The 12613-nt window shown below is 58.1% G+C and carries 9 protein-coding genes; 6 read left to right on the plus strand and 3 right to left on the minus strand.

What is annotated here, in order from left to right; genetic code table 11:
• Positions 1 to 5: 5 nt before the first annotated feature.
• Positions 6 to 140 (minus strand): 50S ribosomal protein L34, encoded by a 135-nt coding sequence (gene rpmH, locus AC5SEM_RS26065; protein ID WP_003213577.1) that lies wholly within the window; start codon positions 138 to 140, stop codon positions 6 to 8.
• 566 nt (positions 141 to 706) lie between these two features.
• On the opposite strand from rpmH, the gene dnaA reads away from it, so the two are divergent.
• From dnaA to AC5SEM_RS26090, 5 genes are all read left to right on the plus strand, one after another.
• Entirely contained in the window at positions 707 to 2233 is a 1527-nt protein-coding gene (gene dnaA, locus AC5SEM_RS26070; protein WP_212620707.1) for a chromosomal replication initiator protein DnaA, read from the plus strand.
• A gap of 39 nt (positions 2234 to 2272) precedes the next feature.
• Positions 2273 to 3376 carry a DNA polymerase III subunit beta gene (gene dnaN / locus AC5SEM_RS26075; RefSeq protein ID WP_007911887.1) on the plus strand — a complete coding sequence of 368 codons (1104 nt, stop codon included), beginning with the start codon at positions 2273 to 2275 and terminating at the stop codon, positions 3374 to 3376.
• A gap of 14 nt (positions 3377 to 3390) precedes the next feature.
• A complete protein-coding gene (gene recF / locus AC5SEM_RS26080; RefSeq protein WP_038359568.1) occupies positions 3391 to 4494 on the plus strand; it encodes a DNA replication/repair protein RecF in 1104 nt (367 codons plus the stop codon).
• A 5-nt stretch (positions 4495 to 4499) separates the two neighbouring features.
• On the plus strand, positions 4500 to 6917 hold the full coding sequence (gyrB, locus tag AC5SEM_RS26085; RefSeq protein WP_007911885.1) for a DNA topoisomerase (ATP-hydrolyzing) subunit B: 2418 nt from the start codon (positions 4500 to 4502) through the stop codon (positions 6915 to 6917).
• Positions 6918 to 7063: 146 nt separating this feature from the next.
• On the plus strand, positions 7064 to 9187 hold the full coding sequence (locus tag AC5SEM_RS26090) for a DUF6311 domain-containing protein (protein ID WP_495471582.1): 2124 nt from the start codon (positions 7064 to 7066) through the stop codon (positions 9185 to 9187).
• A gap of 47 nt (positions 9188 to 9234) precedes the next feature.
• On the opposite strand, the gene AC5SEM_RS26095 is transcribed toward AC5SEM_RS26090, so the two are convergent.
• Positions 9235 to 9954 (minus strand): response regulator transcription factor, encoded by a 720-nt coding sequence (locus tag AC5SEM_RS26095; RefSeq protein ID WP_495471583.1) that lies wholly within the window; start codon positions 9952 to 9954, stop codon positions 9235 to 9237.
• 169 nt (positions 9955 to 10123) lie between these two features.
• On the opposite strand from AC5SEM_RS26095, the gene AC5SEM_RS26100 reads away from it, so the two are divergent.
• On the plus strand, positions 10124 to 11656 hold the full coding sequence (locus AC5SEM_RS26100) for a sensor histidine kinase (RefSeq protein ID WP_495471584.1): 1533 nt from the start codon (positions 10124 to 10126) through the stop codon (positions 11654 to 11656).
• A 168-nt stretch (positions 11657 to 11824) separates the two neighbouring features.
• Here AC5SEM_RS26100 and AC5SEM_RS26105 read toward each other — a convergent pair whose 3' ends face one another.
• Positions 11825 to 12604, minus strand: a complete 780-nt coding sequence (locus AC5SEM_RS26105) for a lysophospholipid acyltransferase family protein (protein ID WP_016984077.1) — start codon at positions 12602 to 12604, stop codon at positions 11825 to 11827.
• Positions 12605 to 12613 lie beyond the last annotated feature (9 nt).

Consider the following 12613-nt stretch of genomic DNA (forward strand, 5'->3'; position numbering starts at 1 on the left):
GATTATCAAACTGCCAGACGCGCACGACCTTTGGCGCGGCGACGCGACAGGACAGCACGGCCGTTCTTGGTAGCCATGCGAGCACGGAAACCGTGAGTACGGGCGCGTTTGATAGTGCTTGGTTGGAAAGTACGTTTCATGTCGTGTTACCTGGTTCGTCCACAACGGGCCGGAATGGCCCCCGTTTTAAGAGACCGGGGATTCTAGAGAAAGCAAGCCTTCAGGTCAATTTCCAACCAACGTTTCCTTATAAATAGATCTCAAGGTGTTCTTTGCCTGATCACCTGCTCGCCATACATAAAAATAAAGAAGGGAATTATTTAAAGCTTTTCTGTAAAGCTTATAAAAGCTAGGCACGCCTTCTTCTGTGGATAAGTGACAGCAGCCCATGTTTTACCTGCTGTACAGAGAATGACAACTACAGTGGAAAACCGTGATCAGCCTGTGCTGCGCTATCGGATAACCTGTGCGTGGAATGGGCTGTTATCCACAGGCAGGTTATCCACCGAGTTCAACCCCCAGTTGTCCAGTGCCCTTAGAGGCGGTTATCCACAGAGCTTATTCACACACCGTTGGTCGCCTTTTTCTGATTCAACGCGTTGATAAATCATGCTCACCCGGCAACCTGCATGTGGATAAGTGGACGGCTCGCCGCTACAATGGCCGCTTGTTTTTGCCTCACCGGCTTTCAACTTAGGGGATATCCGTGTCAGTGGAACTTTGGCAGCAGTGCGTGGAGCTTTTGCGCGAGGAGCTGCCTGCCCAACAATTCAACACCTGGATCCGTCCACTACAGGTCGAAGCCGAAGGCGACGAGTTGCGCGTCTACGCACCGAACCGTTTTGTGCTGGACTGGGTCAACGAAAAGTACCTGGGACGGGTCCTTGAACTGCTGGATGAGCACGGCAACGGCATGGCGCCTGCGCTTTCCTTATTAATAGGCAGCAAACGCAGTTCCGCTCCGCGTGCCGCACCGAACGCGCCGCTTGCAGCCGCGCAGGTTTCTCAGGCTCAGGCCAATGCCGCGCCTGCGAACACGCCGGCACCCTCGCAGACGCCTGCACCGACGGCCAAGCGCTCTACGCAGAAAAGCCCTGAAATCAGCGATGAACCGTCTCGCGACAGTTTCGATCCGATGTCCGGGGCTGCTTCGCAACAGGCGCCGGTCCGTGCCGAACAGCGGACTGTGCAGGTCGAAGGTGCGCTCAAGCACACCAGTTATCTGAACCGCACCTTTACCTTTGAAAACTTCGTCGAAGGTAAATCCAACCAGCTCGCCCGCGCGGCGGCCTGGCAAGTGGCGGACAACCCCAAGCACGGCTACAACCCACTGTTCCTTTATGGTGGTGTCGGCCTGGGTAAAACCCACTTGATGCACGCGGTGGGTAACCACCTATTAAAGAAGAACCCGAATGCCAAGGTCGTGTACCTGCATTCCGAGCGTTTCGTCGCCGACATGGTCAAGGCGCTGCAACTGAACGCGATCAACGAGTTCAAGCGTTTCTACCGTTCGGTGGATGCCTTGCTGATCGACGACATTCAGTTCTTCGCCCGCAAAGAGCGTTCGCAGGAAGAGTTTTTCCACACCTTCAACGCCCTGCTTGAAGGTGGCCAGCAGGTCATTCTCACCAGTGACCGCTACCCGAAAGAAATCGAAGGCCTTGAAGAGCGCCTCAAATCCCGCTTTGGCTGGGGCCTGACGGTAGCCGTCGAGCCGCCGGAACTGGAAACCCGCGTCGCGATCTTGATGAAGAAGGCCGACCAGGCCAAAGTCGAGTTGCCGCACGACGCCGCGTTCTTTATTGCCCAGCGCATTCGCTCCAACGTCCGAGAGCTGGAAGGCGCGCTGAAACGCGTGATCGCCCACTCGCACTTCATGGGCCGCGACATCACCATCGAGCTGATTCGCGAATCCCTGAAAGACCTGTTGGCGTTGCAGGACAAACTGGTCTCTGTGGATAACATTCAGCGCACCGTCGCCGAGTACTACAAGATCAAGATCTCGGACTTGCTGTCCAAGCGCCGTTCGCGCTCGGTGGCGCGTCCGCGTCAGGTGGCCATGGCCTTGTCCAAGGAACTGACCAACCACAGCCTGCCGGAAATCGGCGATGTGTTTGGCGGCCGTGACCACACCACCGTGTTGCACGCCTGCCGCAAGATCAACGAACTTAAGGAATCCGACGCGGACATCCGCGAGGACTACAAGAACCTGCTGCGTACACTGACCACTTGATGAACACCAGCGCAGCTTATTAAGGCAAGGGACTAGACCATGCATTTCACCATTCAACGCGAAGCCCTGTTGAAACCCCTGCAACTGGTCGCAGGCGTTGTCGAGCGCCGACAGACCTTGCCGGTACTCTCCAACGTGCTGCTGGTTGTCGAAGGCCAGCAACTGTCGCTGACCGGTACTGACCTGGAAGTCGAGCTGGTCGGTCGTGTGCAACTTGAAGAGCCGGCTGAAACAGGTTCCATCACTGTGCCTGCGCGCAAGCTGATGGATATCTGCAAAAGCTTGCCCAACGATGCGCTGATCGACATCAAGGTCGACGAGCAGAAGCTGGTGGTAAAAGCCGGCCGTAGCCGTTTCACCCTGTCGACCTTGCCGGCCAACGATTTCCCGACCGTTGAAGAAGGCCCGGGCTCGCTGACCTGCAGCCTGGAGCAAAGCAAACTGCGTCGTCTGATCGAACGCACCAGCTTCGCCATGGCTCAGCAGGACGTGCGTTACTACCTCAACGGTATGCTGCTGGAAGTGTCCGAAGGCATCATCCGCGCCGTGGCCACCGACGGTCACCGTCTGGCCATGTGCTCGATGAAAGCCGATATCGGCCAGCCTGATCGCCATCAAGTGATCGTGCCGCGCAAAGGTATCCTTGAACTGGCACGGCTGCTCACCGAGCCCGACGGCAACGTCAGCATCGTCCTGGGTCAGCACCACATCCGCGCGACCACTGGTGAATTCACCTTCACCTCGAAACTGGTCGACGGCAAGTTCCCGGACTACGAGCGCGTTCTGCCGAAGGGCGGCGACAAACTGGTACTCGGCGATCGCCAGGCGCTGCGTGAAGCGTTCAGCCGTACCGCGATTCTGTCCAACGAGAAGTACCGCGGTATCCGTCTGCAACTGGCCAGCGGTCAGTTGAAGATCCAGGCCAACAACCCGGAGCAGGAAGAAGCGGAAGAAGAAGTGGGCGTTGAATACAACGGCGGCTCGCTGGAAATCGGCTTCAACGTGAGCTACTTGCTTGACGTGCTGGGCGTGATGACCACCGAGCAGGTTCGTCTGATCCTGTCCGACTCCAACAGCAGTGCGCTGGTGCAAGAGTCTGACAACGACGATTCGGCTTACGTTGTCATGCCGATGCGTCTGTAATCAGCTGACCCTGGATGTCCTTAAGTCGTGTTTCGGTCACCGCGGTGCGCAATCTGCACCCGGTGACCTTCTCCCCCTCCCCCCGCATCAACATTCTTTACGGCGCCAACGGCAGCGGCAAAACCAGTGTTCTGGAAGCCATTCATCTGCTGGGGCTTGCCCGTTCGTTTCGTAGCACGCGGCTTTTGCCGGTCATCCAGTACGAACAGCTCGCCTGTACCGTGTTCGGTCAGGTCGAATTGGCCGAGGGTGGCCATAGCGCGTTGGGGATCTCGCGTGATCGTCAGGGCGAGTTCCAGATCCGCATCGACGGTCAGAACGCCCGCAGTGCTGCGCAACTGGCGGAGATCCTGCCATTGCAGTTGATCAACCCCGACAGCTTCCGCCTGCTTGAAGGTGCGCCGAAGATTCGCCGGCAGTTTCTCGACTGGGGCGTGTTCCACGTCGAGCCACGGTTCATGGCCACTTGGCAGCGTTTGCAGAAGGCCTTGCGCCAGAGAAACTCATGGCTGCGGCATGGTACACTTGACGCCGTTTCGCAAGCGGTTTGGGACAGGGAACTGTGCCAGGCCAGCGCTGAAATCGATGAATACCGCCGCGCTTACATCAAAGCCTTGAAACCAGTCTTTGAACAAACCTTGAGCGAACTGGTTGAGCTCGAAGGTTTGACGCTCAGCTATTACCGAGGCTGGGACAAAGACCGGGAACTGAGCGCCGTACTGGCTGGTTCCGTGCAACGGGATCAGCAAATGGGTCATACCCAGGCCGGACCGCAACGAGCTGATTTGCGTCTTAGATTGGGCGCACACAATGCCGCGGACATTTTGTCCCGGGGTCAGCAGAAGTTGGTGGTCTGTGCACTGCGGATTGCCCAAGGGCATCTGGTCAGCCAGGCCCGCCGCGGTCAGTGTATTTATCTGGTGGATGACTTGCCGTCCGAGCTGGACGAGGGCCACCGTCGCGCGCTGTGCCGCTTGCTGGAAGACTTACGCTGCCAGGTGTTCATCACCTGTGTAGATCACGAATTATTGAGGGAAGGCTGGCAGACGGAAACGCCAGTCGCTCTGTTCCACGTGGAACAGGGCCGTATCACCCAGACCCACGACCATCGGGAGTGAAGGCATTGAGCGAAGAAAATACGTACGACTCAACGAGCATTAAAGTGCTGAAAGGCCTGGATGCCGTACGCAAACGTCCCGGTATGTACATTGGTGACACCGACGATGGCAGCGGTCTGCACCACATGGTGTTCGAGGTGGTCGACAACTCGATCGACGAAGCCCTCGCCGGCCACTGCGACGACATCAGCATCATTATCCACCCGGATGAGTCCATCACCGTTAAAGACAACGGCCGTGGCATCCCGGTAGACGTGCACAAAGAGGAAGGCGTTTCCGCCGCCGAGGTCATCATGACCGTCCTCCACGCTGGCGGTAAGTTCGACGACAACTCCTACAAAGTATCCGGCGGTCTGCACGGTGTAGGTGTGTCGGTAGTGAACGCACTGTCCGAAGAGCTGGTACTGACCGTTCGCCGCAGCGGCAAGATCTGGGAACAGACCTACGTCCACGGCGTACCTCAGGCTCCGATGGCCATCGTTGGCGACAGCGAAACCACCGGCACCCAGATCCACTTCAAGGCTTCCAGCGAAACCTTCAAGAACATTCACTTCAGCTGGGACATCCTCGCCAAGCGCATTCGTGAACTGTCCTTCCTCAACTCCGGTGTTGGCATCGTCCTCAAGGATGAGCGCAGCGGCAAGGAAGAGCTGTTCAAGTACGAAGGCGGCTTGCGTGCGTTCGTTGAATACCTGAACACCAACAAGACTGCGGTCAACCAGGTGTTCCACTTCAACATCCAGCGTGAAGACGGCATCGGCGTGGAAATCGCCCTGCAGTGGAACGACAGCTTCAACGAGAACCTGTTGTGCTTCACCAACAACATTCCGCAGCGCGACGGCGGTACTCACCTGGTGGGTTTCCGTTCGGCACTGACGCGTAACCTGAACAACTACATCGAGCAGGAAGGTCTGGCGAAAAAACACAAAGTCGCCACCACCGGTGACGATGCCCGTGAAGGCCTGACCGCGATCATCTCGGTGAAAGTGCCGGATCCGAAGTTCAGCTCGCAGACCAAAGACAAGCTGGTCTCCTCCGAAGTGAAGACCGCGGTCGAGCAGGAGATGGGCAAGTACTTCTCCGACTTCCTTCTGGAAAACCCGAACGAAGCCAAGCTGGTCGTCGGCAAGATGATCGACGCGGCGCGTGCCCGTGAAGCGGCGCGTAAAGCCCGTGAGATGACCCGCCGCAAAGGCGCGCTGGACATCGCCGGCCTGCCGGGCAAGCTCGCTGACTGCCAGGAAAAAGACCCGGCGCTGTCCGAACTGTACCTGGTGGAAGGTGACTCCGCGGGCGGCTCTGCCAAGCAGGGACGTAACCGCAAGACCCAGGCGATCCTGCCGTTGAAGGGCAAGATCCTCAACGTCGAGAAAGCGCGTTTCGACAAGATGATCTCTTCCCAGGAAGTGGGCACCTTGATCACCGCACTGGGCTGCGGTATCGGTCGCGACGAATACAACATCGACAAGCTGCGTTATCACAACATCATCATCATGACCGATGCTGACGTTGACGGTTCGCACATCCGTACCCTGCTGCTGACCTTCTTCTTCCGTCAGTTGCCGGAGCTGATCGAGCGTGGCTATATCTACATCGCCCAGCCGCCGCTATACAAGGTCAAGAAAGGCAAGCAAGAGCAATACATCAAAGACGACGACGCCATGGAAGAGTACATGACGCAGTCGGCCCTGGAAGATGCGAGCCTGCACCTGAACGAAGAAGCCCCGGGCATTTCCGGTGAAGCACTGGAGCGTCTGGTAAACGACTTCCGCATGGTGATGAAGACCCTCAAGCGTCTGTCGCGCCTGTACCCGCAGGAGCTGACCGAGCACTTCATCTACCTGCCGGCCGTGAGCCTGGAAAAGCTCGGCGACCACGCCGCAATGCAAGAGTGGCTGGCCCAGTACGAAGCGCGTCTGCGCACCGTGGAGAAATCCGGTCTGGTCTACAAAGCCAGCCTGCGTGAAGATCGTGAACGTGGCGTGTGGCTGCCAGAGGTCGAACTGATCTCCCACGGCCTGTCGAACTACGTCACCTTCAACCGCGACTTCTTCGGCAGCAACGACTACAAAACCGTCGTCACCCTCGGCGCTCAACTGAGCACCCTGCTCGACGAAGGCGCGTACATCCAGCGTGGCGAGCGCAAGAAAGCGGTCACCGAGTTCAAGGAAGCACTGGACTGGCTGATGGCGGAAAGCACCAAGCGCCACACCATCCAGCGATACAAAGGTCTGGGCGAAATGAACCCGGATCAGCTGTGGGAAACCACCATGGACCCAAGCGTGCGCCGCATGCTGAAAGTCACTATCGAAGACGCCATTGGCGCAGACCAGATCTTCAACACCCTGATGGGTGATGCGGTCGAACCTCGCCGTGACTTCATCGAGAGCAATGCTCTCGCGGTATCCAATCTGGACTTCTAGGTTGCCGACTCCGCACAGGAAAGGCCCGCGCAAGCGGGCTTTTTTTTGCGTTCAATTTCGTCTTGAAGCGCGATACGATGCGGCTCTTTCGTCGCAGACAGGCGGCGGCCAGATTGTAGAAAAACGACTAAAAAAAGAGCAATCAATTGACTCATCAATGCGTCAGGAAGGATTCCGTCACACGTCTATCGGTCAATGTGCTGCCCCTGCTGTTGGGGATTCTGGCCTTTTTTATCGTCATCGGTCCAAGGGCGCTAAACCCGCAAAACATTGCGTGGCTGGGCAGCGGTGATCCGGCAACGCACTACCTTGGCTGGGTGTTTTTCAGGCATTCGCCCTGGTCGTTGCCGCTGGGGCTCAATCCTTCGTATGGATTGGAGCTGAGCAGCGCGATCATCTACTCGGATTCGAACCCGCTGCTGGCGTTGATCTTCAAACCCTTTGCCGCATGGCTTCCCGAGCCTTTCCAGTACTTTGGCCTGTGGCTGTTGTTGTGTTTTGTGTTGCAGGGCTGGTTTGCCTGGAAGCTGATGGGCCTGGCCACCGCCAACATTGCGCTGCGTTTGCTGGGGGCGGCACTGTTTCTGTTCAACCCGGCGCTGATTTCGCGGATGGCAGAGCATTTATCCCTCGCCGGGCACTTCCTGATCCTGGCCGCCCTGTATCTGGCGCTGCGCCCTCATGCCGAGCGGCGTTGTCCGGCCTGGGGCACGTTGCTGGCGGTCGCGGCCTTGATACACGCTTATCTGTTGGCAATGGTTGGCTTGATCTGGCTGGCCGACTTGCTGGGCCGATCATTGAGGCGGCAGTTGCTGCTGAAGAAGTCGTTCGTCGAGCTGGTTGGCCTGCTGTTGCTGACCGGGGTGTGTTGCTGGCAAGCAGGCTATTTCACCATTGAAGGTGAGGGACTGGCTTCATTCGGATTCGGATTGTTTCGCGCCAATGTGCTGACGTTTTTCGACCCCGCTGGATGGTCTCGCGTCCTCGGCGATATACCTGGCGTACCTGGGGATTCGGCCGGCATGGCTTTCCCGGGGCTGGGGGTGATGTTTCTGCTCGTTTGCGCGCTGTGGTTCATTTGCTCAGGCGAAGGCCAGATCGTTGCAACGATGCGCAAACGCTGGTTATTGCTGCTGGCACTGTTTGGACTGATGCTTTTTGCATTCTCCAACAGGATCGGCGTCGGACCGCTCGAGTTCGTCTACTGGTTGCCTGACCCCGTCATTTCCATGGCCGGTATTTTCCGCGCTTCGGGGCGGATGATCTGGCCGGTCATGTACGCGGCGATCTTTGCGGTGGTGTTCCTGATCGCGCGTAACGCGGCGCCACGGACTGCGCTGTTGCTGCTGGTGACAGCCCTTCTGGTACAGGTCTTCGACACCCGCGCCGGTTGGGCAGGCATACGCCGGCAGCAGATGGTCACACCTGCTGCGACCTGGAAAACCCCGATGGTCAATCCGTTCTGGCAAAGCGCGGCAGCGCACTATCAGAAGGTCCGCTACGTGATTCCGCAGAACCTGACGACGCATTGGATGACCCTCTCCGATTACGCGGGCCGCAATCATCTCGCCACCGATGCGGTGTACCTGGGCCGGGTGAGTGCGCAAGCGCAGGAGGATCTGCAGCGTACTGCCGCCAGAACCATCGACTCCGGCAAGTATGAGCGCGATACCCTCTACGTGCTTGAGCAGCGGACAGCGCTGCAAGCGGCGCTAAACGTGGATGGCGACAGCGATATGCTGGCCAGGATTGACGGCTTCCATGTGCTGGCACCGGGCTGGAAGCGCTGCGCTGACTGTCTGCCACTCATGGCCGGTGCTCCCCGGGATTTGATCCCTTCATTCGACACCGGCGAAAAGCTGCAGTTTGTGGAGGGGAGCCGGGGCACGGATGCACTTGGAAAAGGCTGGTGGTTTGCCGAGGCGTGGGGCACCGGATCGGTCGGGCCGGATGCCGAGATCATCCTGCGCCCCAAGGCTGGCGTGAGTTCACTGACGCTTGAAACCAACGCGTTCCTGTCTGAGAAAACGCCGCGCCAAACGGTGGATATCAGCATCAATAACGTGCCGGTAATCTCTGCCAGCCTGACCAACGCCACCAGCAATGCAATCAATATCAACCTGCCCGCCGAGGTGCAGGCCCTCGTCGCGCAACAAGGTGTGCTGCGTATCCAGCTGCATTTCCCGCTGGCAGTCAGTCCGCATGATCTCGGCTGGGGAGAAGACATCCGCAAACTGGCGATTGGTTTGCTGGCATTGACCTTTCATTGATCAGTGGTGCCAGCCGGGGCCAACGTAATGCCGTTGGCCTTCCCTCTTCACTCGCTCGTTGCCGTGACACTCTCCAGCCGATATCCATACCCATAAATGGTCAGCAGTTGCCAACCCCGCTCCGCCGTCAGCCCGAGCTTGTTGCGCAGACGATAGATATGCGTATCCAACGGTCGCGATGACGCCATCTCCTCATGCGGCCAGAACCGCTCATAGAGATAATCCCGCGACAACGGCCGGCCCAGATTGCTGAACAGACACCGCGCCAGTCGATACTCGCGTTCGGTCATGACGATGGGTTTTCCCTCGCGGGTAACAGTCAGTTCGGCGTCATCGAAGGTCAGGTCGTTGAAGCTCAGCACTTCGCTCGCGGCGGTGCGTTGTTGGGCATGTCGCCGTAGCACCGCAGCCACCCGCGCCTTCAGCTCATTGGGCCGAAACGGCTTGCTCACATAATCATCAGCCCCCGCATTCAACGCCTGAACAATATCGCTCTCACCATCGCGACTGGTCAGCATGATCGCTGCCGGTGGCGCTTCCATGTGCTCGCGGGTCCAGCGCAGCAGGGATAGACCCGTGAGGTCGGGCAGTTGCCAGTCGAGGATCAGCAGGTCGAAGGTCTCCCGGCGTAGCTGTCGCAACAGGTCTTCACCACGCTCGAAGCTGTGCAGTGACCACGGCTGTTCGCCGGCATCGGCCATTTGCTGCAGGGTTTGCTCGACCCGGCGCAGTTCGGCGGGTTCGTCGTCCAGTATCGCAACGCGCATACGCGGTGGTTCCTTGTTGCTTGGGCAGTTGGGCGTCAACCATAGTCGCTTGGTCATCACCTTGAAAGTAAGCGGCCCGCCGTTGGTCGACGTCCGCTATGATTCTTCGAGTCTACGTCTCAGACCTGTGACCTATGAAAGCATTCACCCTGACCTGCCCTTTTTCCCTATGAACAATCAGCGCCGGCGCGAAAGCCGTGAGCCAAGTCAGGTGCAGCGACTGTTTCGACAGTTGGTGCGTGAGTGGTTGTGGATAAGTCTAGTGCTGTTGCCGCTGACTGCGCTGCTGTCTTATCGCGCGCAGATCAACCTGCACGATGCGCATCCAGCGATGGGCGCATTGTTGTCGGTCGTTTGGGTGGCAGGCAGTCTAGGGTTGCTGTTATGGCGCCCGCGCTGGGCGCTTTGGGTCACGTTGATCGGCATGGCGTGTGCACTGCTAGCCAGTGCGGCTCTGGCAGAAATGCGTCTTTGGTGGTCACCGACGCCGGCAGTGCTGGGGATGTTGTTCGGTTATCTGATCTGGAATTGGCGGCGCCTGAGTGTGGTGTTGACCTATTTCGGTTGGGAATTGGCACGACTGGACAGTGAACCGAAAGTTTTCCCCGAGCGCCGGCGCTCGCAATTCACCGGGGCTGACCGCCTGCAGGGCCAGATCATGGCGCTCGAACAAGCCATGAGCCGCACCCGCGATACCCGGCGTTTTATCGCCGACGGTCTGGAGTACCTGCCGGTTGCCACACTGATCAGTGACCCCAAGGGGCAGATACTGTTGGGCAATCGCAAGGCTCGCCAGCTCTTCGATAACAACCTGGTGGGGGATGACGTCCTCGATCAACTCGAGCGGCTCGGTTACCCGGAATTATCCACAGAGCTGCGCCCGCCGCTATCCGCCCTGCCGCTGTTGGAGTTCCGCGATCACAAGGAGCGCAGCCTGCGTCTGGAACGTGCCGCCCTCCTTCCGGTGGACGGTGACACGCCAATTGGCTGGCTGCTGAGCCTCACCGACCTCAGTGCCGAACGCGCGGCCGAGGAACAACGTAGCGTGTTGCTGCGCTTTCTTTCCCACGACTTGCGCGCGCCGCACTCGGCGATCCTCGCCTTGCTCGATGTGCACCGTTATCAAGTCGGGGCCGATGCGCCGTTGTTCGAACAAATCGAACGCCAGGTACGTCGCGCGCTGGATCTGACTGACGGGTTTGTTCTGTTGGCGCGGGCCGAATCCGAGGCTTATCAATTTCAGCCGACGCTGTTCGCGATGCTGGTATTGGATGTGCTGGATCAAGCGTTGCCCATCGCCCAGCAGAAACGTATCGAGCTGCTGCATGACATGGATGAAGAGTCGCAGGAACGTCTGATCAATGCTGATCAGGGCTTGCTGACCCGTGCGCTGTTCAACCTGCTGGAGAACGCGATCAAGTACAGCCCGGCAGATACCACTATCACCCTGCGCGTCAGTTGCCGTGAGGAATGGTTGCACTGTGAATTGATCGATCAAGGCAAGGGCATCGCCGCTGATGAATTGCCCGACCTGTTCAGCCAATACCGACGTTTTTCTTCCGCGCAGGGCATCGACGGCGTGGGCCTCGGCTTGTCGATGGTCAAAGCGGTAGTCGATCACCACGGCGGCAGAATCGAATGCCACAGCGTGGTTGATCAAGGCACCACCTTCCTGCTTGAGTTACCGCTTGTCCCCGACTGATCAGGCACAAAAAAACCGGCTATATCAGCCGGTTTTTTTACATCCGAAAAAAACTTATGCACCTTTTACGGTCTTTTATGAGCTTGAGAAATATATAAATAAATCAATCACTTAATTTCAATATTCAAGCGTTTTCAACAAAACCGTACACAGGTTATCCACAAAATCTCAGACAGCGATCTGATCACTTGCGGCCGGTGCCTGCGGGGCCGGTGGCAGTGAGCCCATTTCGCGCTGAGTCTTCTCGTTCCAGGCTTGCACCCGGTCGTTCAGCTCGGCGATGGCGCGCGGGCCTGTGCCTTCGGCATACATCGGCTCACCGATGACCACGGTGATCACGCCGGACTTTTTGCCCCAGCCGATTTTCGGCCAGAACTTGCCGGCATTGTGTGCAATCGGCAGCACCGGAAGCGCCGCATTCACCGCCAACGCGCTACCACTGCGAGAGAACTTGCCGACAGTGCCAAACGGCACACGTGTGCCTTCCGGAAAGATCAGCACCCAAACGTTGTCCTTGAGCAGTTCATCACCCTTGGCCGCGACTTGTTTCAGCGCCGCTTTCGGGTTGTCGCGGTCAATCGCGATCGGCCGCAACATGGCCATCGCCCAGCCGAAAAACGGCACATAGAGCAATTCGCGCTTGAGCACCTGGCTCAACGGCGAGAAATAAGCGGAGAGAAAAAACGTCTCCCAGGTGCTCTGGTGGTTCGACTGAATCACGCAGGGCCGGTCAGGCACGTTTTCAGCGCCTTTGATTTCGTAACGGATACCGAGAAACACCTTGGTCAACCACAAGGCGCAACGGCACCAGTACACGTTGATAAAACGATAACGCGCCTTGAACGGCAAAAACGGCGCGATAAAAAAACTCAAGCTGCACCACAGCAGGGAGGTGGTGCCCAGCAGCAGGTAAAAGAGAAAAATCCTGATGGCCCGCAGTATCGACATAGTGACGTT

The sequence above is a fragment of the Pseudomonas sp. CH61 genome, assembly GCF_059429415.1.